This window comes from Sulfitobacter litoralis, assembly GCF_900103185.1.
Classification (GTDB): Bacteria; Pseudomonadota; Alphaproteobacteria; order Rhodobacterales; family Rhodobacteraceae; genus Sulfitobacter; species Sulfitobacter litoralis.
Genome location: NZ_FNJD01000018.1, coordinates 18,474 through 43,841, shown reverse-complemented (window position 1 = coordinate 43,841; position 25,368 = coordinate 18,474). Strand labels below are relative to the sequence as shown.

The 25,368-nt window shown below is 58.3% G+C and carries 22 protein-coding genes and 2 tRNA genes; 19 read left to right on the top strand and 5 right to left on the bottom strand.

The genetic code is table 11. The annotated features are described in order from the left end of the window. Positions 1-208 precede the first annotated feature (208 nt). The 8 genes from BLQ98_RS13685 (at position 209) to BLQ98_RS13650 (ending at position 6,762) form a co-directional block, all read left to right on the top strand. A complete protein-coding gene (locus tag BLQ98_RS13685; RefSeq protein ID WP_093733870.1) occupies positions 209-3,070 on the top strand; it encodes a monovalent cation/H+ antiporter subunit A in 2,862 nt (953 codons plus the stop codon). Position 3,071: 1 nt separating this feature from the next. Further along, on the top strand, positions 3,072-3,449 hold the full coding sequence (locus tag BLQ98_RS13680) for a Na+/H+ antiporter subunit C (RefSeq protein WP_093733869.1): 378 nt from the start codon (positions 3,072-3,074) through the stop codon (positions 3,447-3,449). Then, positions 3,446-5,095, top strand: coding sequence for a monovalent cation/H+ antiporter subunit D (locus BLQ98_RS13675; protein ID WP_093733868.1), 1,650 nt, complete (start codon positions 3,446-3,448; stop codon positions 5,093-5,095). The genes BLQ98_RS13680 and BLQ98_RS13675 overlap by 4 nt, the downstream gene beginning before the upstream one ends. A 1-nt stretch (position 5,096) precedes the next feature. Further along, positions 5,097-5,588, top strand: coding sequence for a Na+/H+ antiporter subunit E (locus BLQ98_RS13670; RefSeq protein WP_093733867.1), 492 nt, complete (start codon positions 5,097-5,099; stop codon positions 5,586-5,588). Beyond that, a complete protein-coding gene (locus tag BLQ98_RS13665; RefSeq protein ID WP_093733866.1) occupies positions 5,585-5,854 on the top strand; it encodes a K+/H+ antiporter subunit F in 270 nt (89 codons plus the stop codon). The genes BLQ98_RS13670 and BLQ98_RS13665 overlap by 4 nt, the downstream gene beginning before the upstream one ends. Next, entirely contained in the window at positions 5,847-6,206 is a 360-nt protein-coding gene (locus tag BLQ98_RS13660) for a Na+/H+ antiporter subunit G (RefSeq protein ID WP_093733865.1), read from the top strand. The genes BLQ98_RS13665 and BLQ98_RS13660 overlap by 8 nt, the downstream gene beginning before the upstream one ends. Before the next feature lie 185 nt (positions 6,207-6,391). Further along, positions 6,392-6,468, top strand: a tRNA-Asp gene (locus BLQ98_RS13655). 217 nt (positions 6,469-6,685) lie between these two features. Then, positions 6,686-6,762: transfer RNA gene (locus tag BLQ98_RS13650), tRNA-Asp, on the top strand. A gap of 75 nt (positions 6,763-6,837) precedes the next feature. Here the strand turns inward: BLQ98_RS13650 and BLQ98_RS13645 are convergent. Further along, positions 6,838-8,214 (bottom strand): M20/M25/M40 family metallo-hydrolase, encoded by a 1,377-nt coding sequence (locus BLQ98_RS13645; protein WP_093733864.1) that lies wholly within the window; start codon positions 8,212-8,214, stop codon positions 6,838-6,840. A 337-nt stretch (positions 8,215-8,551) separates the two neighbouring features. Here BLQ98_RS13645 and hemA point away from each other — a divergent pair, with 337 nt between their 5' ends. The 5 genes from hemA to BLQ98_RS13620 all read left to right on the top strand — a co-directional run bounded on the left by hemA (position 8,552) and on the right by BLQ98_RS13620 (position 14,129). Then, entirely contained in the window at positions 8,552-9,775 is a 1,224-nt protein-coding gene (gene hemA, locus BLQ98_RS13640; RefSeq protein ID WP_093733863.1) for a 5-aminolevulinate synthase, read from the top strand. A 117-nt stretch (positions 9,776-9,892) separates the two neighbouring features. Beyond that, entirely contained in the window at positions 9,893-11,146 is a 1,254-nt protein-coding gene (locus BLQ98_RS13635; protein ID WP_093733862.1) for a helix-turn-helix domain-containing protein, read from the top strand. Between the two features lie 98 nt (positions 11,147-11,244). Further along, positions 11,245-12,378, top strand: coding sequence for a flavodoxin-dependent (E)-4-hydroxy-3-methylbut-2-enyl-diphosphate synthase (ispG, locus tag BLQ98_RS13630; RefSeq protein ID WP_093733861.1), 1,134 nt, complete (start codon positions 11,245-11,247; stop codon positions 12,376-12,378). A gap of 60 nt (positions 12,379-12,438) precedes the next feature. Further along, complete coding sequence (locus BLQ98_RS13625; protein WP_093733860.1) at positions 12,439-13,593, top strand: DNA cytosine methyltransferase; 1,155 nt, start codon at positions 12,439-12,441, stop codon at positions 13,591-13,593. Then, on the top strand, positions 13,590-14,129 hold the full coding sequence (locus BLQ98_RS13620; protein WP_093733859.1) for a GIY-YIG nuclease family protein: 540 nt from the start codon (positions 13,590-13,592) through the stop codon (positions 14,127-14,129). The genes BLQ98_RS13625 and BLQ98_RS13620 overlap by 4 nt, the downstream gene beginning before the upstream one ends. A gap of 3 nt (positions 14,130-14,132) precedes the next feature. Here BLQ98_RS13620 and BLQ98_RS13615 read toward each other — a convergent pair whose 3' ends face one another. Together BLQ98_RS13615 and BLQ98_RS13610 are read right to left on the bottom strand one after the other, a co-directional pair. Next, positions 14,133-14,615 (bottom strand): disulfide bond formation protein DsbA, encoded by a 483-nt coding sequence (locus BLQ98_RS13615; RefSeq protein ID WP_093733858.1) that lies wholly within the window; start codon positions 14,613-14,615, stop codon positions 14,133-14,135. 1 nt (position 14,616) lies between these two features. After that, positions 14,617-15,360, bottom strand: a complete 744-nt coding sequence (locus BLQ98_RS13610; protein ID WP_093733900.1) for a DsbA family protein — start codon at positions 15,358-15,360, stop codon at positions 14,617-14,619. A gap of 139 nt (positions 15,361-15,499) precedes the next feature. Between BLQ98_RS13610 and BLQ98_RS13605 the strand changes: the two genes are divergently transcribed. From BLQ98_RS13605 to BLQ98_RS13585, 5 genes are all read left to right on the top strand, one after another. Next, the gene (locus tag BLQ98_RS13605; RefSeq protein WP_093733857.1) at positions 15,500-16,642 is read left to right on the top strand and encodes a pyridoxal phosphate-dependent aminotransferase; all 1,143 of its coding nucleotides are present in this window, start codon (positions 15,500-15,502) and stop codon (positions 16,640-16,642) included. A 68-nt stretch (positions 16,643-16,710) separates the two neighbouring features. Beyond that, complete coding sequence (locus tag BLQ98_RS13600; protein ID WP_093733856.1) at positions 16,711-17,925, top strand: N-acetylmuramoyl-L-alanine amidase; 1,215 nt, start codon at positions 16,711-16,713, stop codon at positions 17,923-17,925. A 129-nt stretch (positions 17,926-18,054) separates the two neighbouring features. Continuing rightward, positions 18,055-20,607: a penicillin-binding protein 1A gene (locus BLQ98_RS13595; RefSeq protein WP_093733855.1), complete on the top strand. Its 2,553-nt coding sequence runs from the start codon at positions 18,055-18,057 to the stop codon at positions 20,605-20,607. 103 nt (positions 20,608-20,710) lie between these two features. Continuing rightward, positions 20,711-21,832, top strand: coding sequence for a peptide chain release factor 2 (gene prfB / locus BLQ98_RS13590; RefSeq protein ID WP_093733854.1), 1,122 nt, complete (start codon positions 20,711-20,713; stop codon positions 21,830-21,832). 115 nt (positions 21,833-21,947) lie between these two features. After that, positions 21,948-23,360 carry an amidase gene (locus tag BLQ98_RS13585; RefSeq protein WP_093733853.1) on the top strand — a complete coding sequence of 471 codons (1,413 nt, stop codon included), beginning with the start codon at positions 21,948-21,950 and terminating at the stop codon, positions 23,358-23,360. Between the two features lie 8 nt (positions 23,361-23,368). Here the strand turns inward: BLQ98_RS13585 and BLQ98_RS13580 are convergent, their stop codons facing one another. Then, positions 23,369-24,151, bottom strand: a complete 783-nt coding sequence (locus BLQ98_RS13580) for a helix-turn-helix domain-containing protein (protein ID WP_093733852.1) — start codon at positions 24,149-24,151, stop codon at positions 23,369-23,371. 208 nt (positions 24,152-24,359) lie between these two features. On the opposite strand from BLQ98_RS13580, the gene BLQ98_RS13575 reads away from it, so the two are divergent. Beyond that, positions 24,360-24,713 carry a hypothetical protein gene (locus tag BLQ98_RS13575; protein WP_093733851.1) on the top strand — a complete coding sequence of 118 codons (354 nt, stop codon included), beginning with the start codon at positions 24,360-24,362 and terminating at the stop codon, positions 24,711-24,713. A gap of 30 nt (positions 24,714-24,743) precedes the next feature. On the opposite strand, the gene ilvN is transcribed toward BLQ98_RS13575, so the two are convergent. Continuing rightward, entirely contained in the window at positions 24,744-25,304 is a 561-nt protein-coding gene (ilvN, locus tag BLQ98_RS13570; protein WP_093733850.1) for an acetolactate synthase small subunit, read from the bottom strand. Positions 25,305-25,368 lie beyond the last annotated feature (64 nt).

Here is a 25,368-nt window from a genome sequence, read left to right as displayed (position 1 = left end):
TGCGGCAGTTAGACGACTGCCGCATTTTTTTGTGCGGCGGATGCGGTTGCTCTCTTACATATTCGCGAAATGGACCTAAATTAAATCATCGTGCCGCAGCAAAGTTCAGTTGCTGCGACAAGAAGCGCTCATAAATCCGTATTTTTCCATCGCAATTTGCGAAAAGAGGGCTGGTCGTTTTGGCGTGGCTCATGACATAGTTGCGGCCATGTCTTTGTTCCTGATTATAGCCCTCCCGTTTCTTGGCGCCTTGCTGCCCGGCCTGATGTATCAGGCAGGCCGTCAAAGCTGCTTTTTGGTGACCTTTCTGGTGACGGCCTGCGCCGCGATCGGCCTTGCGACACACGCGCCGGCTGTTCTAGCGGGCGAGGTCGTGACCGCCAGCCTCACGTGGCTGCCGCAGCTGGGGTTGAACGTAAACCTCTTTCTCGATCCGTTGGGGTTTATGTTTGCGGGTCTGATCCTTGGGATCGGGATGTTGATCATCCTTTATGCGCGGTTCTACCTGTCGCGTGACGACAATATGGGCGCGTTCTTCACCTATCTACTGCTGTTCCAAGGCGCGATGGTCGGGATCGTTCTGTCTGACAACATCCTGATGTTGCTCATTTTCTGGGAGCTCACGTCCCTATCGTCCTTCCTGCTGATCGGGTTCTGGAAGCATCTTCCCGAAGGGCGCCAAGGCGCGCGGATGGCGTTGACCGTGACAGGTATGGGCGGTCTGGCGATGATCGGTGGCATGCTGCTGCTGGGGCAGATTGTGGGCAGCTATGATTTGACGGTGATCCTTGAAAATCGTGACCTTATTCAGGCGTCGCCGCTGTATATCCCCGCGCTGATCCTGATTCTGCTGGGGTGTTTCACCAAATCCGCGCAATTCCCGTTCCACTTCTGGCTGCCACACGCCATGGCCGCGCCGACGCCTGTGTCGGCCTATCTGCACTCTGCCACGATGGTGAAGGCGGGGCTGTTCTTGATGGCGCGGATGTGGCCGGTTCTGTCGGGCACGGAAATCTGGATCGTGTTGGTCTGCTCTGCCGGGTTGATCACGATGGTCCTTGGTGCGCTGATCGCGATCTTTAAAAACGACCTCAAGGCGCTGTTGGCATTTTCCACCGTGTCGCATCTGGGTTTGATCACGTTCCTGCTGGGCACTGGCACGTCCTTTGGCGCGATGGCGGCTGTATTTCACATTCTGAACCACGCGAGCTTTAAGGCGGCCTTGTTCATGAGCGCCGGTATTGTCGATCACGCGGTCCATACCCGCGACATGACCCGTTTGGGTGGGCTGCGCCGTTTGATGCCGATCACCTTTGCGATTGCAACGCTGGCCGCGTTGTCGATGGCGGGTATCCCGTTGCTGAACGGGTTCTTGTCAAAAGAGATGATGCTGGAAGAGGCGCTGCGCACAACGTTGTTCGGTTCGCCCTATCTGGTGGCGGCTGTGGCGACGCTGGGGGCATTGTTCTCCGCTGCGTATAGCTTCCGCTTTATCGCGCATACCTTCTTTGGCAAGGTCCGGAACGACTATCCGGCCAAGCCCCACGATCCCGAATTCGGTCTGTGGATTTCGCCCGCCTTGCTGATCATCCCCGTGATCGTGATCGGTGTGGCGCCGTTTCTGGCGGAACCTTTTGTTCGTACCGTGACGCAAGCCGTGATCGGCTCTGCTGCTGAAATGCCAAGCGAACATATCAAGCTGTGGCACGGGTTTGTGCCCGCTCTCGGGATGTCAGCGATTGCTGTGGTCGGTGGTTTGATCCTGCTGGCGGCGTGGAACCCGTTGGCGCGTCTTTGGGCCGCGACCCCGCGCCCCGAGGCGAAGGACATCTTTGATCGGATCATCGCAGGCGCTGTCGGACTCGCAAGCCTCGTATCGGAGCGTTTGCACAACGGGTCCTTCACCCGCTATGCCGCGATCTTTGTGACCGCCGTCGTCGCCATCGGGGCACACGCATGGTTCACCGGCACCGACGGCGCACCTACGCGCGAGATGCTGCCGATCACGCCGGTTGGATTTGCCGGCTGGCTGATGTTGATGATCGCAACGGGGTTCTTGGTCACGGTGCACCGCAACCGTCTGGCGGTTCTGATCCTGATGGGGATCATCGGCCTGATGGTATCCGTCGGGTTCAACTACTTCTCGGCCCCCGATCTTGCGCTCACCCAGATCTCGGTCGAGGTGGTGACGATCGTGCTGTTGTTGCTGGCATTGAACTTCATGCCCAACAGCACGCCTAAGGAAAGCACTGTTTTGCACCGCAGCCGCGATATCGTGGTGTCGGTTGTGGCAGGGCTGGCCGCGGCGGGCTTGATCTATTCGATCCTGATGTCGAATTTCCCGATTGCCTCTATCGCCGACTACCACCTTGCGAACTCCTACAAGGGCGGCGGCGGCACCAATGTGGTGAACGTGATCCTTGTAGACTTCCGTGGCTTTGACACCTTTGGCGAAATCATCGTGCTCGGGATTGCCGCGCTGGTGATCTATGCCCTGACAGAGGCGCTCTTGTCCGGCCCCGTGCGGGCACGTTTGCTGAACCGTGGCTATGAGGAAAAGCGCGCGGGCGACGCCCACCCGATGATGATGGTGGTGCTGACCCGTGTTTTGATGCCTGTCGTGTTGCTGGTCGGTGTCTATATCTTCCTGCGGGGGCACAATGAACCGGGCGGCGGGTTTGTCGCCGGTCTGATCGTGGCGATTGCGGTCGTGATGCAATATATGGCCAGCGGCTTTGCCTGGGCCGACAACCGCCAGCGCTATCCTTATCACGGCATCATCGGGGCAGGGGTGCTTTGCGCTGGCGTGACCGGCATCGGTGCGTGGTTTGCCGGTGCGCCTTTCCTATCCTCTGCTTTCGGCTATTTCCGCATCCCCCCAATGGAGAAATTTGAGCTGGCAACCGCGATGGGCTTTGACCTTGGGGTGTTCCTTGCGGTGGTCGGCGCGGTGATGCTGTCGCTTGAAAGCTTCTCGCGGCTGGGGCGTCGTGCAGGCATCGAGGAAAGTGAACACGCTATGGATATCGACCCGTCACGGGATGAACCGAAAACCGAGACGGAGACCTGATATGGAGCTTTTAGTCGCTTCCGCCATTGGCGTTCTCACTGCTGCCGGGGTCTATTTGATCCTGCGTCTGCGAACCTTTCCTGTGATCATCGGCACGTCGCTGGTCAGCTATGCGGTCAATGTTTTTCTCTTTGCCTCGGGCCGGTTGGCATTGAATGCCCCCCCGATCCTGCGGGACGGGGTAGAGGTTTATACCGATCCGCTTCCCCAAGCGCTGGTACTGACGGCAATTGTTATTTCCTTCGGGATGACAGCCGTGGTCGTGATGATCGCGGTCGGGTCCTACCTCAGCGCGGGCGATGATCTGGTGAACGACCCCGACACTCTGGCAGGAACCAAAAACGCCGAACCCTCACAGCGCGGAGGAGGCAAGGCATGACCCATTGGCTTATTCTTCCCATCGTTCTGCCGGCCATGTTGGCGGCTTTCATGGTATTGGCCGCACGCTATCATCTGTTGATCCAGCGCGTCTTGTCAGTGGCGGGCACGCTGGCGCTGCTGATGCTGGCGGTTGGATTGTTCTGGCAGGCCTCTGACGGCACGGTGAGCCTGTACCAGCTTGGCAATTGGGCCGCGCCTTTTGGCATTGTTCTGGTCGCGGATCGCCTGTCGACGTTGATGGTGCTGCTGACCTGTGTGCTTGCGGTACCGGTGTTGCTGTATGCGATCGGGTCGGGCTGGGATAATCGCGGGCGGCATTTCCATCCGCTGTTCCAGTTCCAGTTGATGGGGATCTTGGGCGCTTTCTTAACCGGTGATGCGTTCAACCTCTTTGTGTTTTTCGAAGTGCTGCTGATTGCGTCATACGGGTTGATGATCCATGCGGGCGGGCAGCGGCGTCTACGGGCGGGCACGCAATATGTGCTCTATAATCTTTTGGGCTCGACGCTATTCCTGTTCGCGCTTGGCACGATCTATGCAGAAACCGGCACGCTGAACATGGCGGATCTGGCAATGCGCGTGGCGACATTGGACGCAGCCGATGGCGCTGGTATTCGCGTCGCTGCAGTTCTGTTGCTGCTGGTCTTTGCGGTAAAAGCCGCGATCCTGCCGCTGCATTTCTGGCTGCCCGCCAGCTATGCCGAAGCACCGGCACCGGTGGCGGCACTATTTGCGATCATGACCAAGGTTGGCGCTTACTGTATCATCCGTTTCTACACGCTGGTCTTCCCTCCTGACCTTGAGATCACGCAAGGACTGTTTGACGTCTGGCTGATGCCTGCGGCGTTGCTGACCGTGGCGCTTGGGATGGCGGGCGTGTTGGGCGCGAAGCGGACCGACCGGATGGTCGCCTTTTCGGTGATCGGATCCATGGGAATGTTGCTGGCTGCCGTGTCGGTCTTTACCCCCGCAGGGATTTCCGCCGCACTCTATTATGCGATCCATTCCACGTTTGCCGCTGCGGCGCTGTTCATGCTGATCGATGTGATCCGCAGTCGGCGCGGCGCGGCAGAGGTCTCTTTCGTGGATGCCCCCCCCATGACAGGTGGCGCACTGGTGGCGGGCATGTTCTTTGTTGCGGCGATTGCCATGACAGGCCTGCCGCCACTTTCAGGTTTTGTCGGCAAGCTGTTGATTCTGGATGCGGCACGCAGCGCTGATCTGATGTGGTGGGTCTGGGCGACGATCCTTGTCGGGTCGTTGATCGCGGTGGTTGGTTTCTCTCGGGCTGGCAGCCAGATTTTCTGGAACGCGCATCAGCGGGCTGAAACGCCGGTAGAGGATGACGCCGCCGCGCCGGTGGTACCTGAGGGGCAGGGCGTTTTGCCGATGGTTTCTGTTGGCGGCCTGCTGGCGCTTCTTGTCGCGCTGACCGTTGCGGCGGGCCCCGTCACCCGCGTGCTAGAGGCGACGTCGGCACAGCTGTTTAATCCCGAACGCTATCTATCCGTGGTGTTGACCACGCCGGGTAAAGAGATTTCCGACGATCACGGCGAAGACACTCACGGTGACGCCGACGGATCAGGCTATGCTACAGATGACCAAGGCGCAGACGCCGCCGCTGCACCAGAAAAGGATCACTGATATGTTGTCCCGACTGCTTCCGCACCCGATGCTGACCGCGATCCTTGCGATCGCGTGGTGTCTGTTGGTCAATGAAATCAAGCTGGGCACCGTTGTGTTTGGCGTCATGCTTGGACTGTTAATCCCTATTGCGACTGCCGCTTATTGGCCTGACCGCCCTCCGGTTGCCAAGCCGGTCAAGTTGGTGGGATATCTGGTCATGGTGATGTGGGATATTCTGGTGGCCAATGTCGTGGTCGCTATGATTGTCTTGTTTAAATCGAACAAGAACATGCGCCCCGCTTGGGTTGTGATCCCGTTGGAGCTGCGCACACCCGAGGCGATTACCATGCTGGCTGGCACGATTACCTTGACGCCAGGGACTGTGTCGGCGGATGTGTCGGAAGACGGAAAAGCCTTGTTGGTCCATGCGCTGGATGCTGAAAACCCTGACGAAGTGCGCGACGATATCAAACAGCGCTACGAGCGGCGCTTGAAGGAGATTTTCGAATGATTCTGATTGCTTTGAATATCGCCTTTGCTGCCGTGTCGATCTCGCAGTTGTTGGCGATGTTGCGATTGCTGAAAGGCCCGAACACCGGTGACCGTATTTTGGCGCTGGATACCATGGTGGTGAACGCGATTGCACTGATCATCTTGCTGGGTATCCGCTTGGGCACCGACATTTATTTTGAAAGCGCGATGATCTTTGCCATGCTTGGATTTGTATCCACCGTGGCCATCGCGCGCTTTGTCCTACGAGGTGATATCATTGAGTGATCTGCCCCTAATCCCCGAAATCATCATCTCTGCCCTGTTGATCGTAGGCGGGTTTTTCACGCTCGTCGGATCGATCGGGTTGATCAAGCTCGATAACTGCATGTCGCGGCTCCATGCGCCGACCAAGGCGTCGACACTGGGTGTCGGGTCCTTGTTGATGGCGGCGATGATATATTCCTTTGCGTCCGAGACAGGGTCGCTGCACGAAGTTCTGGTGATGGCGTTCCTGTTTGTGACGGCACCGATCACCGGCCATCTTATCGCCAAGGTAAATCTGCACCGGCTGCATCAAACCAAGGATATGCCGCCAGCCCCGAGTGACCACGTCTGGGGCACGTACTCCGAGAAATGACATAGACCCGCGCTGCAAAGCGCGGGTTTTTCTTTTGCTAGAACAGGGGCGGGCAGGGCATTTTGCTGCCGCCCAAAGAAAATTTCAATTTTCCTGCCATTCGGTGCAAAACCCTGCTTGACGCCATCGCGAGCAGACCCTATCACCACCAAACGCTTCGACGGCAACGACGAAGTACGCAGTGGGCGGTTGTAGCTCAGATGGTTAGAGTACCGGCCTGTCACGCCGGGGGTCGCGGGTTCGAGCCCCGTCAACCGCGCCACCGCTGCATTTTATCATACATCATGATGACAAGCACACGCCCTTGGGGGCGTGGTTTGCTTGTGGGTTCAGGCCATTGGTTTTCACCCAATTTTGAGGTGCCCGAGGCCGTATTTTGCCCTGCGCGGTCTGCGCTGAAATTTTCCAGAATTCTTTGTAATTTTCTGCGGTTAATCGCTTGACGCTCCGGGCTGGTTATCTTATTCCGCCCTTACTGCGCGGTTGTAGCTCAGCTGGTTAGAGTACCGGCCTGTCACGCCGGGGGTCGCGGGTTCGAGCCCCGTCAACCGCGCCACTTATCCCTTTTTAGATTGTCTGATTTACCTCGTCCTAAAAAGGGAAAAGCGGGCCGCGAGGCCCGCCCGTTTTCTTAGGTCATTGCATCCAGTATCCGTGCCCAGCTTCGGATACCTTTGTGAAAGCTCTCTAGATCGTATTTTTCATTCGGAGAGTGGATGGCATCGTCATCCTTGCCGAATCCGATCAACACCGGCGTGGTATCCAGAATTTTCTGGAAGTGGCCTGCGATGGGAATCGACCCGCCGCACCCGACATAGGCGGCGGGCACATTCCATTCGTCTGTAAGTGCCTTGCGCGCCTCCTCGAACGCGGGGGCGGTGGTTTCAAACACTGATCCTTGGCTTGACCCATGCGCGTGGAAGCTCGCTGTACAGTCTTCGGGCATCATATCGGTCACCATCTTGCGAAAACTTTCGCGGATGACGTGGGGGTCTTGCGTGCCGACCAGACGGAAGCTGATCTTGGCGTGTGCCTGCGACGGCAGCACGGTCTTGAAACCCGCGCCTGTATAGCCGCTCCACATGCCGTTGACTTCGCAGGTGGGGCGCGACCAGATCATCTCGATCGGCATACGGTCCTGCTCGCCGGCGGGTTTGGACAGGCCAACGTCGCCCAGAAAGCTGTCGTGATCAAACGCGAGGCCCTGCCACTGGGCCTGAATATCGTCGGGCAGCTCGGGCACGCCGTCATAGAATCCCGGCACGGTGATGCGACCTGCGTCGTCATGCAGCGATGCGATCACCTTGGACAGGACGCGCGCGGGGTTCATTGATACGCCGCCGTACATGCCGGAATGCAGGTCCAGATCGGGGCCGGTGATGGTGACCTCTTCGCCCATCAATCCGCGCAACATTGTCACGATAGAGGGCACCTTGGACTGGAACATGCCCGTGTCGCAGATCATCGCATAATCGGCGCGCAGCTCTTCGGCATTTTCCTTCATGAACGGGACGAGCGATGGCGAGCCCGATTCCTCTTCGCCCTCAAAGAAGAACGTCATCCGGCAGGGGAAGTCACCGTTCACGGTTTTCCACGCCCGCAACGCTTCGACAAAGGTCATCAGTTGGCCCTTGTCATCCGCCGCACCGCGTCCGCGGATCACGCGGCCCTTTGCTGTGTCTTCAACGGCAGGATCAAAGGGATCACGGTTCCACAGGTTTAGCGGATCAACGGGTTGCACATCATAGTGGCCATAGAACAGGATATGCGGCTTGTCTGAGGGGCCGTCGACATGACCCACGACCATCGGGTGACCGGGGGTGGGGCGTTTGGTGGTCTCAATACCGATGCTGTTCAGATCCTCGACCAGCCAGTCGGCGGCGCGGTCGCAGTCTTCCTTGAACGCGGGGTCGGTTGAAATAGAGGGGATGCGCAGCAGTTCCAGCAGGCGGTCGGTGGCCGCATCCAGATCGCTGTCGATGCGTGCCAAGACGTCGGGTAGGGACATGTGAGGTAAACCTTTCTGTCGGGGTGGATATTAGCGCGACCGTATCAGCGCGCTTGGCCATGTCCAGTGGTGGGGTACATGCGCGGGGTATCACCATAGAAACCGTACGAGAATCGCTTGGAAAACATCCGCTTGCAGTGCGCAGGGCAGCCCATGGGTTTCCGATGCGCATCATCTGGTCGTGCTGCGGGGGGCCTTGCGGCAGGGCCTGCGACAATCGGTGCCCATTAAAGCATTGAATTGAATGGTTCTAAACGGTATTCATTCCAAGGCACGAATATGGCGAATGATCCGGTTGCCTTTGCTGGTCCCGCCACCGACGAAGGAGCAAGGCGCAATGGACTATACCAAACAGCTTGATGTGGCGATTGACCGGCTGCACGAGGAAGGTCGCTACCGGACTTTTATCGACATTGAGCGCCGCAACGGGCAGTTTCCGCACGCCGTCTGGACGCAACCTGACGGGCAGGATAAAAACATCACTGTCTGGTGCGGGAACGACTATCTTGGGATGGGGCAAAACCCAGTTGTTCTTGCCGCCATGCACGAGGCGCTTGATGCGACCGGGGCCGGCTCTGGCGGGACGCGCAACATTTCGGGCACCACGATCTACCACAAGCGCCTTGAGGAAGAACTGTCCGACCTGCACGGCAAAGAAGCCGCGTTGCTGTTCACCAGCGCCTATATCGCCAACGACGCAACGCTGAGCACGCTGCCCAAGCTCTTTCCAGGTCTGATCATTTATTCCGACGCGTTGAATCATGCCTCTATGATCGAAGGCGTGCGCCGCAATGGCGGGGCCAAGCGTATCTTCCGGCACAATGACGTGGATCACCTGCGCGAGCTAATGGCCGCTGACGATCCCGCAGCGCCCAAATTGATCGCGTTCGAATCAATCTATTCGATGGACGGCGACTTTGGCCCGATCGAGGCGATTTGCGACATTGCAGACGAATTCGGCGCGCTGACCTATATCGACGAAGTCCACGCCGTAGGGATGTACGGACCACGTGGGGCAGGGGTTGCGGAACGTGACCGCCTGATGCACCGGCTTGATATTATCAACGGCACGCTCGCCAAGGCCTATGGCGTGATGGGTGGCTATATCGCGGCCTCCGCCAAAATGTGTGATGCGATCCGGTCCTACGCGCCGGGATTTATCTTTACCACGTCGTTGCCGCCTGCGGTGGCTGCAGGCGCTGCGGCATCGGTCGCATTTCTCAAGACCGCGCCCGAGCTGCGCGAGAAGCATCAGCAGCAGGCCAAAGTGCTTAAACTGCGGCTGAAGGGGTTGGGCTTGCCGATCATCGATCACGGCAGCCATATCGTCCCTGTGATCGTCGGGAACCCTGTTCATACCAAGATTTTGTCCGACCGCTTGCTGGAAGATCATGGCATTTACGTGCAGCCGATCAACTTCCCCACAGTCCCCCGCGGAACAGAGCGCTTACGCTTTACCCCGTCGCCTGTGCATGGCCCGCTGGAAATCGAAGGGCTGGTTCACGCGATGGACGTCCTATGGTCCCATTGTGCGCTGAATCGTGCCGAAATGGCGGGGTGACCCCGAATATTTCGTATAGTCCGTTGATTTATGCTACCGATAACGAAAGAAAAGCCTAATCTCGAATCAACATGTTGTTTCGATTAAGGGCAGCGGGCATAGCTACGGGACATTTTTATGATTGGGCGGTGGTCCTTCAAGTCAGCAGATGACGAGGAAGTTGAAGCCAAAGGCTTCGACGCTTTCGACTTGCGCCTAGGTGATTTGATGCGGGGCGAACGTGCGACCCTTGGTAAATCGCTCTTGGACGTGCAGCGCGAACTGCGGATCAAAGCATCCTATATCGCGGCAATTGAAAATGCTGACCCGGAAGCCTTTGATACACCTGGTTTTATTGCGGGTTATGTGCGTTCCTATGCGCGCTATCTGAATATGGACCCCGACAAGGCCTTTGCCGCATTCTGTGCTGAATCCGGCTTTGCTGTCGCGCATGGCATGTCGTCGAAAGCCTCGGTTGTTAAAAAGCCGTCCCGCGAAGAACGTCTGAAACATACCGGTGAAAGCGACATCTTTTCCCGCCCCGCGACCCCCTTCACGCCAGTGGGAGACTCCTTTCTGGCACGAATCGAACCCGGTGCATTGGGGTCGGTTCTGGTGCTGGTCGCGCTGATTGGCGGGATCGGGTATGGCGGTTGGAGCGTGCTGAAAGAAGTGCAGCGCGTGCAGGTGTCCCCCGTGGACGAAACCCCCGTTGTACTGTCCGACCTTGACCCGCTGCAGGGCGCGCTTGCCGCTGCGCCCGACACAGCCGAGGACCCCGACGTTCCGGCAACGATGGCCGCCCCGCGGTCGGATGCGCTTGATCGGCTTTATCGTCCGGCGGCGCTGGATGTTCCCGTGCTTGTGGCCCGTGATGCGCCGATTTCCACGATTGACCCGCGCAGCATCGGCAGCTTTGCTTCGATCTCGCGATCGCCGTCACCAGCGGTTGGCGTGACGCCGCAACGTGTTGCGCAAAATGATGATATCCAGCGCGATGTGGTGGATGTGGCCCCCGGTACCGTACCGCAGGTGGTCGAAGATTCCGCGCCGCAGGTGCGTATGGTTGCGGCCTATCCGTCTTGGGTGCGGGTCCGTGCTGCCGACGGCAAGGTCATCTTTGAAGGCATCATGAACAAGGGCGACAGCTGGGATATCCCCGCAACCGAAGAACCCCCAACATTGCGGACGGGCGAATCTGGTGCGCTCTATTTCGCGATGGATGGTCAGTATTTCGGACCTGTCGGTGATCGCGGTGCTGTGACGTCCAATTTGCCACTGCATCGCCAGGCCTTGGCTGAACTTTATGAACCTGCGGTGCTGGAAGAGAATTCCGCGCTTGCCACGATGGTGGCCGAGCTGAAGAATGCCGCGACTTCGCCGACTGAATAAGCCGGTTACCATTGCAACAACGCGACGGGCTGAATAGGTGTAGGGCGAACCGGCCCTGACCGATCCTTCGACTGTTTCATTGCCAAAGGTAGCTTTGCATGTCCCTCAATCACATTCGCCCGTGGCGCAACATTTACCGTCGGAAATCCCGCCAGATCATGGTGGGAAATGTGCCGGTCGGGGGGGATGCGCCGATCACTGTGCAGACGATGACGAACACGCTGACCACCGATGTCAAAGCGACCATCGCGCAGATTCAGGCTGCTGCTGATGCGGGCGCTGATATTGTGCGGGTGTCGGTACCTGATGTGGAAAGCTCGAAGGCGCTGAAAGAAATCGTGCGCGAAGTGACCGTGCCGATCGTGGCCGATATCCATTTCCACTACAAACGCGGGATCGAGGCCGCCGAGGCAGGGGCCGCTTGTCTGCGGATTAACCCCGGCAATATCGGCGACGAAAAACGCGTCAAAGAGGTGATCAAGGCCGCGCGGGACAACAACTGTTCCATCCGTATTGGCGTGAACGCAGGCTCGCTTGAGCGGCACCTGCTTGAGAAATATGGCGAACCTTGCCCCGACGCGATGGTCGAAAGCGGGATGGATCACATCAAAATCCTGCAAGACAACGATTTCCACGAATTCAAGATCAGCTGCAAGGCATCCGACGTTTTTATGGCTGCCGCTGCCTATCAACAGTTGGCAGAAGCCACGGATGCGCCCATTCACCTCGGGATCACCGAGGCTGGCGGGTTGACGTCGGGCACGATCAAATCGGCGATCGGTATGGGTAACCTGCTGTGGATGGGCATTGGTGACACGATCCGTGTGTCATTGTCTGCTGATCCCGTCGAAGAGGTGAAGGTCGGCTACGAAATCCTGAAATCCCTCGGCCTGCGCCACCGTGGCGTGAACATTATCAGCTGCCCCAGCTGCGCGCGTCAGGGCTTTGACGTCATCAAAACCGTCGAAGCACTGGAGCGGCGGTTGGAACATATCAAAACACCGATGAGCCTGAGCATCATTGGCTGCGTCGTCAACGGCCCCGGCGAGGCGCTGATGACGGATGTTGGTTTTACCGGTGGCGGCAACGGGTCGGGCATGGTCTATCTTGCGGGCAAGCAAAGTCACAAGCTGGGCAACGAGGGCATGATCGACCACATCGTCGAACAGGTCGAAGCCCGCGCCGAAGCCATCGAGGCAGAGACCCGAGCGGCCGAGCAAGCAGCCGAGTGACTTTGCCCAAAGCGGCGCATTTGCCATCGACAGATATTTGCGTATTCCATATCAATAGATATGCCTGATCACGCCGCCAAGACCCCTACATACGCCGAGTTTTTCTGCGGCGGTGGCATGGTGCGTGCGGCTTTGCAGGGCCGGTGGGACTGTGTGCTGGCCAATGATATCGATGCAATGAAATGCAAGGTCTATGCCCGAAATTGGGGGCAGGATGCGCTGCATCACGGCGATATTGCCGAGATGCCGGATGATTTGCTATCGCGTCAGGTGGATATGTATTGGGCCTCCAGTCCCTGTCAGGATTTTAGCCTCGCGGGCAAGGGCCAGGGGCTCAGCGGCGCGCGCAGTGGCGTTTTTGCGCATTGGGCAGACAAGATCGCGACGGCGATCCAAGCGGGCTTTGCGCCGCGGATCATCGCCTTTGAAAATGTGGTCGGGCTGGTGTCACGCAACAGTGGCGCTGATATGAACACGGTGCTCGCGACGTTTGTGCGGCTTGGATACAAGGTTGGTGCGCTCGAGATTGACGCGCGGCGGTTCCTGCCACAAAGCCGCCCGCGACTGTTCGTGGTCTGTGTGCGCGAGGATATCGACATTTCGGGTCTGACGGTGCCAAAGCCGTCCCACGTCTTTCACGGCAAAAAGTTGCAAAAGTTCCTGGCTTCTGCGTCGCGTCCTGTGCGGTCGAACTGGGTCTGGTGGAAGCTTGACGACGCCCCCGCCGATGAACAAGCGCTAGAGGGCGTGCTAGAACGCCGCGCCACGATGCCGTGGTTCAGTGCAGCGGACACCGACCGTTTGCTGACACTGATGTCACCACCCAGCCTTGAACGGCTGCGTGTGGCGCGTAAGGCAGGTCGTACGGTCGTCGGTACGATTTATAAACGTGGTCGCCCTGATGCAGACGGCAACGTCCGTCAGCGGGCAGAGCTGCGCACCGACGGGATCGCAGGGTGCCTACGGACGCCCGCGGGCGGATCATCGCGGCAAATCCTGATGTTTATCAAAGGCAACCAGACCAAGGCGCGGCTTGTGTCCTCGCGCGAGGTGGCGCGGCTGATGGGGCTGCCCGATAGCTACAAGATGCCCGACACCTATAACAATGCCTACCGCGTGGCAGGGGACGGCGTTGCTGTGCCGGTGGTGCGTTATCTGGACGAGGTGCTGTTCGCCCCCATTCTGGAACGCCAAAGCTTGGGCGCAGTGGCATGAACGCGGCGCAGGCGTTTCGTGGCAAAGCATTGGCGGCGCTGACCAATCAAATCGGCGTTTATGCGCTGTGCGATCTAGACGGCAATCCAATTTACGTGGGCCAGTCCGTTGATGGCATCCGTACACGGGTGCGGCGGCATCTGACGTCCGCACGCTCGGACGTGATTGCAAACCGTCAGATTGACGTGTGGGAAATCGCATTTGTCTGGGCGTGGCCCGTCGCGACCAAATCCGAAGTGGAGCCATTAGAGCGGTCGATCTTTGCCCATTACGACGCCGAATTGCCCTTGATGAACGGCAAGCCGATGGTGGCCAACGCGCCGGTATTGGAATGGCCGGAAAAGCAGGTGGTGCAGGTCATCGACGAAGAGGAACGGCAGTCACGGCTGACCCCGTCAAACCGCCTGCCGCGTCAGATCAAGCAATATGATCTACTGGTCGATTACATTCTTAACGTGAAGGAAGCGCCGCATCTCAAGCGGTCGTTGGACGCGCACTTCAAACGCATGGTGCGCTATCACCAGCGCTTTCTTTAGCCGCTATTGCGTCAAATAGCGCCGCAGGACGATGTCAGGCATATGGCCGCGCAGGATACGGTCGGGCATGACGTAAAACGGAACATCTGTCATCCCGAGCTGTTCTGCCAAGGCAGCGCTTGCCGGATCGGACATAACGTGATGCTTGAACGTCACGTCGTATGTATTTGATATCGCTTTAATTTCTTCCAGAGCATTTGCACAGTCCGTACAGTCTTCACCGGTAAACAACGCAATCTGCGTGCCCGCCAGCACTTGCCGTGTGAGGGACGCAATAAGGTCGAGATCGGCTTGCGCCTTCTCTTGATATGCCTCGGCCGCGTAGTTCGGGGGTGTCACTGCAGCAGCGACCAGTTCCGGCTCGGCACGCAACAAGGCACGTAGCTCTGTTCCGAACGCCAAACGCTCAGCATCCGTCAGCGCCCCAAAGTCGGTTTGCGCGACCACCGGAAGGGCGGTCACGCAAAACACCAGTGCCAGACGCATCTTAGTCGCGCTTTTCTGCGACAATGGCTTTCATCTGGTCGTAGGGAAGATAGCCGCGCAGCAGTTCATCCTGCATTACGAACGTCGGGGTGCCAGAGATTTGCATCGCTTGAGCCAGCTCACGTGTGTTTGCGATCGCGGCTGTGACTTCGGCACTGTCCATTTCTTTCTGGATCGCGTCGGTATCCAGATCAAAGCTGCTGGCCAAGCGGCTCAGCGACGTCTGCGTAATGTCACCGTTAAAGCTCATCAGGGCGTCGTGAACAGATTTATAGGCCTCGTCGCCCGCCACGATCTTGGTCGCGATGGCAAAGCGCGAGGCGACCATGGATTGCTCGCCCAGGATCGGCAGCTCTTTCACGATAAAACGGATGTTGCCGTCGCCGTTCACCAGTTTTTCGACTTCGGAGAACGCTTTTTTGCAGTAGCCGCAGCGGTAATCCATGAACTCGACGATGGTTAAATCGCCGTCAGGGTTGCCGCCGACATAGGAATAGCCATCATCAAAGATCGCCGCTGCATTGTCAGATACCAGCGTGAAATCTGCCTGCGCCTGCGCTTCGGCCTCGCGTTGCTGTAGCTGGTTGACCGCTTCCATGATGACTTGGGGGTTTTCCATCAAATAGGCGCGAACCTCCGCGCGGAATTGCGCGCGCTCGGCGTCGGTCAGTTCGGTCAGGTCCATCGCTTGGGCGGGGGCTGTCAGGGACAGGGCCATCAAGGCGGGGGCGATCAGCTTTTTCATCAGGGTCACTCGCTTGTTGTTGCGCGGGGGTGCAGGCACCGGTTGCAGGGTTGGTGCGCGATTTTGGACGCACGCACAAGGGTTGACGGCACCAGCGGGGTGCGGTGAAAGGTCCAAGCCCAACAGTAGGATCAAGCTCATGCGCAATTCAACCCGGTCTCAGGTCGATCCCTTTATCGTGATGGATGTAATGCAGGCCGCCGCTGCCGCCGAGGCAGAGGGGCACCACATCATCCATATGGAAGTCGGTCAGCCGGGCACCGGCGCGCCCAAAGGGGCCAGCGCCGCGCTGACAGCCGCGATGGAGCAGGGCGCGCTTGGCTATACGGTCGCGCTTGGCCTGCCGGCGCTGCGCAAGCGGATCGCGCTGATGTATGCCGAGTGGTACAATGTTGATCTGGACCCAAGCCGCGTGGTGATCACCTCTGGTTCGTCGGGCGGCTTTATTCTGACGTTCACATCGCTGTTTGATACGGGCGATCGCGTCGGTATCGGTGCGCCGGGCTATCCCAGCTATCGCCAAATTCTCAAGGCGCTGGACCTCACACCGGTTGATCTGCCGACCTCGATCGAGAACCGTTTGCAGCCGGTGCCGTCGGATTTCGCCGATATGGACCTTCAGGGGCTGTTGGTCGCCTCGCCGGGCAACCCGACGGGGACGATGCTGGACCATGGCGCGATGTCTGCGCTGATTGACGCGACCCAAGGGCAGGGTGCGTCCTTTATTTCGGACGAGATTTACCATGGCATCGAGTATGAAAAGAAAGCCGTTACCGCGCTTGAGATTTCGAACGACGCCTATGTGATCAATTCCTTCTCCAAGTATTTCTCTATGACGGGGTGGCGTGTGGGCTGGATGGTTGTGCCCGAGGATCACGTGCGCGTGGTTGAGCGGATCGCCCAGAATATGTTTATTTGTGCACCGCACGCCAGTCAGGTGGCCGCCCTTGCTGCGATGGATTGCACGGCAGAGCTTGAGGCAAACATGGACGTCTACCGCGCCAATCGTGCGATGATGATCACGGGCCTGCGCGACGCCGGGTTCACCAGTTTTGCTCCCCCTGACGGGGCTTTCTATGTCTATGCGGATGTGTCGTCGCTGACCACGGACAGCCGCGAATTGGCGCGTGACATTCTGGACAAGGCTGGCGTGGCTGTAACGCCCGGGCTGGATTTCGATCCGGTACGCGGGCATCAGACGCTACGCTTTTCCTATGCGCGCAGCACACAAGACATCGCCGAGGGTCTTGGGCGGCTCAAGGCCTATATGGCAGCACGCTGAAAGGCTGGTTCGGGGGGCGGCGGAATGTTATACCCGCCGCAACCACCCCAAGCAGAACGGTGACAGGCATGCGTATTTTCCCCATCATCGCAACGGTTTGCGCGCTGTCTTTGCCTGCTTCGGCGCAGGATCTGACGGCGCTTGCGCGGGTTGAACCGGACAAAAGTGCGATCTCGGATGGATGGTTCGGCGGGACAACCTTGACGTTGGGGCTAAGCCAGGGCGTGCCGTTTCGCGTGTTCCTGCTGGATGATCCAGCACGGTTGGTGGTTGATTTTCGCGAGGCCGATTGGAGCGGGGTCAACACCCAAGACCTGCTGCCAGAGCCGGGGCGGATCAGCGGATTGCGCTTTGGACCGTTCCAGCCCGGTTGGTCACGTCTGGTGGCGGATCTGGCCGAACCAATGATCCCGCGCGAAATCGGGATGCCGGTGAATAAGGGCTCTGGTCAGGCCACGCTCGAGATCAAGCTGAAATCGGCCACCGTCGAAGAGTTTGCCGAAGCCGCTGGTGCGCCTGTGGATCCCGCGTGGACCATGGCGCTTGCTGCGCCGCCGAAGATTGAGGCCGATACCAAAGCCAGCCCGTTCCGCGTTGTGCTGGATCCCGGACACGGCGGGGTCGATCCGGGGGCTGAAACCGACGGTATCTTAGAGAAAGACCTGATGCTTTCCTTTGCCCAAGCGCTGCGGGACACGCTGGTGCGCGACGGGATCGATGTAGTGCTGACCCGTAATACCGATCACTTCGTTGCGCTGGAAACTCGTGTCGCCATCGCGCATCAGGCAGAGGGGGATCTGTTTATTTCGCTTCATGCCGATAGTTTGCCCCAAGGCGGGGCAAAAGGTGCGACGGTCTACACGCTGTCGGATGACGCCAGTGATTCTGCCACAGATCATCTGGCGGCCCGTCACAACCGCGCGGATATTATCGCGGGGGCTGATCTGACCGGTTCGGACGATCAGGTGGCCAGCGTGCTGCTAGACCTCGCCCGCCAAGAGACAGAGCCACGGTCCGTCGCTGCCGCCACCGCGCTGCTTGAGGGGATGAAAGCTGCCGGCGGGCCAATGAACCGGCACCCGTTGCGCAATGCGGGCTTTTCGGTGTTGAAATCCGCCGATATTCCGTCGGTCCTGATCGAAATCGGGTTTCTCAGCTCCAAACGGGATCTGGCTAATCTGCGGGACCCGATCTGGCGTGCTGTAATGGTCTCGGCGATTGCCGATTCAATTGCCAAGTGGCGCGACGCGGATGCAGCGCTTAAGCCTTTGATTCGCCAGTAATCCACAGCAAATATAATCGCAGTATTGGTGCGCGGGTTACCGCACAGGGCCACTGCATCGTGTTTTGACGATTCCCGCAGGGTTGCGTATAGACGGGTCACCAACCCTCCTTGCAAGGAACTGCCAGCCGTGTTTCGTTTGATCCTGTCTTTCTTCGGGGGTATTTTTACCACCCTCACCATGAGCATCGGTATGGTCGCGCTGACCATCGGCGCGGTGTTCTGGATGTATGGCCGCGATCTGCCCAGCCACGAATCCCTTGCGCAATACACGCCCCCGACGATCAGCCGGATTTATTCGGGGCAGGGGCGGTTGATCGACGAATTCGCCAAGGAACGCCGCCTGTTCGCGCCGGCCAACACGATCCCGCCCCTGATTAAACAGGCCTTCATCTCGGCCGAAGACAAGAACTTCTACATCCACGAAGGCTATGACCTGCGCGGCATCGGTGCCGCTGCGGTGGATGCAGTGCGCACACGGGGCAAGGACGTGCGCGGTGCGTCGACCATCACGCAACAGGTTATGAAAAACTTTTTGCTGTCTGGCGACCGACGCGCAGAGCGCAAGGTAAAGGAAATCATCCTTGCCGCCCGCCTTGAAGAAACGCTCCCGAAGGAGAAAATCCTCGAACTTTACCTGAACGAAATTTTCCTTGGCCAAAACTCCTACGGTGTGGCTGCGGCCTCGCAGACCTATTTCAACAAGACACTGGGGGAGCTGGCCCCGCATGAGGCCGCCTTCCTCGCGTCCTTGCCCAAAGCGCCGTCTGACTATCACCCTGTCCGCCAAAAAGAGCGGCTGCTGTCGCGTCGGAACTTTGTTCTGCGTGAGATGAAGGAAAACGGCTATATCACCGCCGCTGCTTATGACACCGAAGTCGCGCAGCCCCTGCGGTCGGTGCAGAATGGTGATTTCGAAAGCTTTAAGGCAGAACTGCCGCCGCGTGATTACTTTACCGATGAAATTCGCCGCCAGCTGTCTGAAAACTTTGGCGAGGGTGAATTTTTCACTGGCGGTCTGACCGTGCGCGCCACCATCGACAACGAAATGCAACCCATCGCGGCACAGTCCCTGCAGCTTCAACTTGAACAATATGACCGGGGCATTGGTATCTATCGCGGCACCGGCAAGAAAATCGCGACTGAAAAGCTGACGTCAGAGGCAGATTGGCGCGAAGCGTTGTCTGACGTGCGGGTGCCGCGTGATGTCGATCTGGAAAATCAATGGTATCCGGCGGTCGTTCTAAACCTTGAAAATGGCGCCGCCCGTATCGGGATCGAAGGCGTGGACGAAGTAGAGGGCGGTCATTCCATTCCTGCCAAGGATGTCCAGTGGGCGCGCAAACGTCTGGAAAACGGCAAGCTTGGCCCGCGGGCACAGGTGCCTGCAGATCTGCTTGAGGTCGGGGATGTGGTGCTTGTGCGTCGCATGACCACCGATAGCGACGGGTCATTTATCCGCTGGACCTTGCGTCAAATTCCCGAAGTGCAGGGCGGCTTTGTTGCAATGGACGTGAACACCGGTCGTGTGATCGCGATGCAGGGCGGCTTTTCCTATCAGGCATCGGTGTTTAACCGCGCCACGCAGGCCAAGCGCCAGCCGGGGTCAAGCTTTAAACCCTTCGTCTATGCTGCGGCACTGGACAGCGGCTATACCCCCGCGACCATCGTCGTAGATGCGCCGATCGAGATCAATACACCCCAGGGCATGTGGCGGCCGCGCAACTCGTCGAACAAGTTTTACGGGCCCACGCCCTTGCGGACGGGGATCGAACAGTCGCGCAACCTGATGACCATCCGGCTTGCACAAGAGGTCGGGATGAACACCGTGGGCGATTACGCCGAACGGTTCGGGGTGTACGACAACCTGTCGCCGGTACTTGCTAACGCGCTCGGCTCGCAGGAAACAACGCTGTACCAGATGGTGTCAGCTTATGCGATGTTCGCCAATGGCGGCGAACGGGTGCAGCCGACCTTGGTTGACCGTGTGCAGGACCGTTATGGCCGCACCGTTTATAAGCATGACCAGCGGATCTGTAACGACTGCCAGTTGGAAACGCTTGCCCCCGGTGTCGGGCCGCGCATTATCTCTAACCGCGAAAGGGTCATGGACCCGATTACCGCCTATCAGCTGACGTCTATGATGAAGGGCGTGGTTGATCGCGGGACGGCCCGCGGCGCGGTGAACCTGCCAGTGCCAATCGCAGGCAAAACCGGTACGACAAATGATGCGAAAGACGTTTGGTTCGTTGGGTTTTCCAGCAACATCGTAGCAGGCTGCTATATCGGTTTCGACAATCCGCGCTCGCTGGGGCGTGGGGCATATGGGGCTGGTATGTGCGGTCCGGTGTTCCAGCGCTTCATGAGCGAGGCGATTCAAAAATATGGTGGCGGTCCGTTCGAAGTGCCCCCCGGTGGGCGCTTTATCAAGATTGACCGCTTCAGCGGTGCGCGCCTGTCTGACAGTGCCTCGGGCTCGAATGTTGTGGCTGAATATTTCCGTGATGGCGAAGAGCCCCTGTTCGGGATCACCTTTGACGGTGGCTTCGCGATGGGTGCCGATCTGCCACTGGTGAACGAGTCTAGCAGCGGCGCACGCGAGGTTACGACCTCCACCGGTAAAAAAGCGCGCGTGGGGCCCAAGGCCAGCTTTGGCTCGATCAATTCTGGCGGATTGTACTGACGGTACACGAACCGCCCTAGCGCTTGCCCAAGTTGCCGCGCTGGTCTATTTGAAACGCGGCCCCGGCTATTCGGGGCCGCGATCTATTTTAAGGCAGGACACCATGCGCGCAGATGCACAAAACACAGCAGATCAGATCAGCAAATCGCTGGAGCTGTTGGCGCAGCGTTTGGATGTCGAAACCGCGCCCTACCGGCTGGAAGAATTCAATGCCCGCGTCGAGGACCCCAACCTGTGGGATGATCCCGATGCCGCGCAAAAGCTGATGCGCGACCGTCAGGCGCTGGTTGATTCAATCGCCACCTATGAGGGCATCAAACAAGAGCTGGCCGACAACATCGAGCTTATCGAATTGGGCGAGATGGAAGGCGATGACGAGGTGATCGCCGAGGCCGAAGCCTCTTTGAAGTCACTGGCCGAAACAGCCGCCCAAAAAGAGCTCGAGGCGTTGCTGAACGGCGAGGCCGACGCGAATGACACCTTCCTCGAGATCAACGCCGGCGCGGGCGGCACCGAAAGTTGTGACTGGGCCAATATTTTGTCGCGGATGTATGTCCGTTGGGCCGAAAAGAAGGGGTATAAGGTCGAGCTGCAATCCGAAAGCGCGGGCGAGGAAGCAGGGATTAAATCAGCCACCTACAAGATCAGCGGTCTGAACGCCTATGGTTGGCTGAAATCGGAATCCGGTGTGCACCGTCTGGTGCGGATCAGCCCCTTTGACAGCGCTGCGAAACGCCACACGTCCTTTACCTCTATCTGGGTATATCCGGTGGTCGACGATAATATTGAAATCGACATCAACCCCAGCGATATCCGCATCGATACCTACCGCTCTTCCGGTGCCGGTGGTCAGCACGTGAACACCACGGATTCTGCCGTGCGGATCACACACCACCCCACGGGGATCGTCGTCACCAGCTCTGAGAAATCGCAGCACCAGAACCGTGACATCGCAATGAAGGCTTTGAAATCGCGGCTGTATCAGATGGAGCTTGATCGTCGGAACGCTGCCATCAACGAAGCCCATGAGAATAAAGGCGACGCAGGCTGGGGCAACCAGATCCGGTCCTATGTTCTGCAGCCCTATCAGATGGTTAAAGACCTGCGCACCAACTATGAAACCTCGGACACCAAAGGGGTTCTGGACGGTGATCTTGACGGGTTGATGGGGGCCGCACTGGCGCTTGCGGTATCGGGTAAGTCCCGCGCCGAGGCGCAAGGCTAAGGCCATATTCTAGGCAGCACCGCGTGGTCGCAGAGATGACGTGCGACATTCGCGTTGCCGCCCCTTGCATCTGGACGCCGCCTTTCGTTCTATGACCCGAACGGAGGAAACAGCCATGAATATCCTAGACATCGGGGCGTTGGCCCAATCCGAAGCGCTGGCGAACGGGAGCTTGACCGCCGTCACGCTGATGGAGGCAACCTTGGCGCGCATTGACGCCGTCAACGGGCAGGTCAATGCAATCGTCGCGCTGCGTCCCCGGGCAGACCTGATGGCAGAGGCCGCACAGGCCGATGCAACGCCCAGAACCGGCTGGCTGCACGGTATTCCCATTGCGATCAAGGACTTGTCTGATGCCAAGGGGTTGCCAACCAGCAAAGGCTCACCTCTGTTTGCCGACACTATAGCGCAGAAGGACAGTGTGTTCGTCAGCCGTATTCGTGCGGCGGGGGCCATCATCATCGGCAAAACCAACACGCCCGAATTCGGACTTGGCAGCCATACGTTCAATCCGGTCTACGGTGCCACGCGGAACCCCTATGATCTGTCCCGCTCTGCTGGTGGATCGTCGGGCGGGGCGGCAGCAGCGCTGGCCTGCGGTATGCTGAGCGTCGCGGACGGTTCAGATATGATGGGCAGCCTGCGCAATCCCGCTGGCTGGAACAACGTCTATGGTATGCGGCCAAGCTGGGGCACTGTTCCGGCAGAGCCTGACGGGGATATGTTCCTGCATCAGCTCAGCACCGCAGGACCGATGGCGCGCACCCCGCGTGATTTGGCGGCTTTGCTGGATACCATGACCGGTAACGACCCCGATCAGCCACTGGGTCTGTCGCCAGAACCAAACCTTCCCGAAATGGACGCTTCGCTTGGGCCGCTGCACATCGGGTGGCTGGGGGATTGGGGTGGGGCTTTTCCGTATGAGGACGGGATCGACGCGGCCAGTCAAGCGGCATTGGGCCAGATGGCGACCTTGGGCCACAAAATCACCCATCTTCCCGCGCCCTTCGATGCGGAAGCGATGTGGGAAAGCTGGATTACCCTACGCTCTTTTGCCGTAGCAGACGGACTTGGCCCCCTTTACCAAAACGAGGAAACGCGTGCGCACCTTAAACCCGCCGCCCAGTGGGAGGTAGAACGCGGCCTTGGGTTTGCGGCACATGAGGTACAAAAGGCCAGCCTGACGCGGTCCGATTGGTACCGCTGTGTGACCGCGCTGTTTGAAAAGGTCGATGTGCTGGTGCTGCCATCCGCCCAGCTGTGGCCCTTTGACGTCGATCAAGTACATCCGCCGCAGATCGCGGGCCGTGATATGGATACGTATCATCGCTGGATGCAGGTGGTGGTGCCGGCTGGCCTGATCGGACTGCCTGTCGTTAATATCCCCGCCGGGTTTAGCGCGGCAGGACTGCCAGCAGGGCTGCAACTTATCGGGCCCCGCGGGAGCGACACGAAGCTGCTGCAACTTGCCCAGCATTGGCACGAGACGACCCATTGGCCCCAAGCCCGCCGACCACAACTCGGCTAGCGCGCGGATTATTCAAACGCGTGCTCGGTGCGCAGCAAACGCCGATGGAAGGGCTCAAGCTCTTCCTCGGCAAATAGGCCGCCGCTACGGGCGACTTTCAGCGCCGCTGGCAGTGTTTGGGGCAGGTACTCATAAACTAAGCGGGTTGCACGCAGGCCAATGGCGCTTTCGGGTACGGTACGGGTAATATAGCCGACCCAGAAATTATTGTTGAACGTCCCGATGCGACCAAGATAGTTAAAAGATGACGTCATCGCGCCGCGCCGTGAGGCGATGATTGCGATACCTTCTTCCTGCATCAAGACAATACCGCGATATTCACGAAACTCAGGTTTAAGCGGTAACCCCTGCATGCGCATAGCCATCGTTGTTTCATAGCCTCTCACATAGGTTCTGCGACCGCGACGAAAGACCATCAAAAGCCCGACAGCGAATTTTTCCGGGATCAGGAAGCTTCGGCGTGAAAAGCGGTAAAACCCGCTGGGAAGCATGGCTTCGGGAAGATCCAGCGCGCGGGCCGCTACAAAATCGCGCATCAGTCCAGATGACGGGGGCGTAGGTTTTTTTATGTCATTTAGAGGTTCCAACAGAATCCGGGCGTCGACGCCGAAAAACTTGCAAATTCTGGCCAGAACGTCGGGCCGGGGGAAACTGTCCCCGGAGAGGTAGCGATTTAACTGGGTCCGGTTGACGCCGAGCTCATGTGCGAGGTAGGTCACCGACGGGTAGTCTGCTATTAATAGTTTTAAATTTTCGCCAAAAATCGTTCTAATATCAGCTGGGCTTGTCATAAAAGAAGTCCATTAGAATAAAGTAATTAAACATCACAACCTTTGAATGAATTGGCAAGTGGGTTTGCCCTTATTGGATGTCATTTGACGCTGATTAGCGTCAAATGAAGTAGCGGCCGACACAAATTGAATTCGTAAAAAAATCGACAATTTATCAAAATGGCGCGAGTATATCTCATGTCTAGAAGTATTTAGGAGGGGTTCGGAAATGTACGGAGTAGTGCTTTGGAGCGACGCGAGAGCCAATAAAGCCGTCTTCTGGTGTGAAGATCACGGCGATCTCGCCTACTTTCACGGCGATCCGGACAGCCTAGACCTTTCCGAAACACCCTTTGATGCCGGCGACCTGGTTCAATTCGAAGTCTATCAGGATGCCAAGCTGCGCAAGGCGTTCAATCCCACCATCGTGAAAAGCAAAGCGGATGCCGATCTGCCGGAAAAACTAATGCAGCACTCAAACACGACCGTAAGGGATACTCTCGGGGGCGATGTCTTGCATTTCCGGCCCAGAAAAACACCGCCCGCAGCGCTTCGTCAACGGAATCTGGCCCAGCCTGTTTAGGCTAGGCCGACCCCGGGCGTAGTGAGCGCATCAGTCGCCGCGAGACAGCGCTGCAACACCAGTCCGCGCGACAGAGACCAGCCCCAAGGGGCGCATCAATTCGGCAAAGGCATCAATCTTCTCGGGCGCGCCGGTAATCTCGAAAACAAACGTTTCCAACGTGCTGTCAACGACATTGGCACGAAAGATATCCGCCAGACGCAGTGCTTCGACGCGTTTCTCGCCTGTGCCGCTGACCTTGAACATGGCAAGCTCGCGTTCGACCACCGGACCTTCAACGGTTAGGTCATTCACCTCATGTACCGGTACAATCCGACCCAGTTGCGCTTTGATCTGTTCGATGACCTGCGGTGTCCCCGAGGTGACGATGGTGATGCGGCTTAGGTGGCCTGTATGATCGACCTCTGCAACGGTGAGGCTGTCGATGTTATAACCGCGGCCTGAAAACAGGCCGATGACACGCGCCAGCACGCCTGGTTCGTTTTCAACCAGAACTGCAAGCGTGTGCCGTTCAATCACATCCGAAAAGTTGGGACGCAGGTTGTAGGCTGAATGGCTGGTGGCGCCTTTTTTGATCTTTAGGGCTGACATGACACTGTCCTTTTAAGATGTATTCAATGTCGGCGCGCGGCCGCGCCGATGTGTTTGCTTGTGC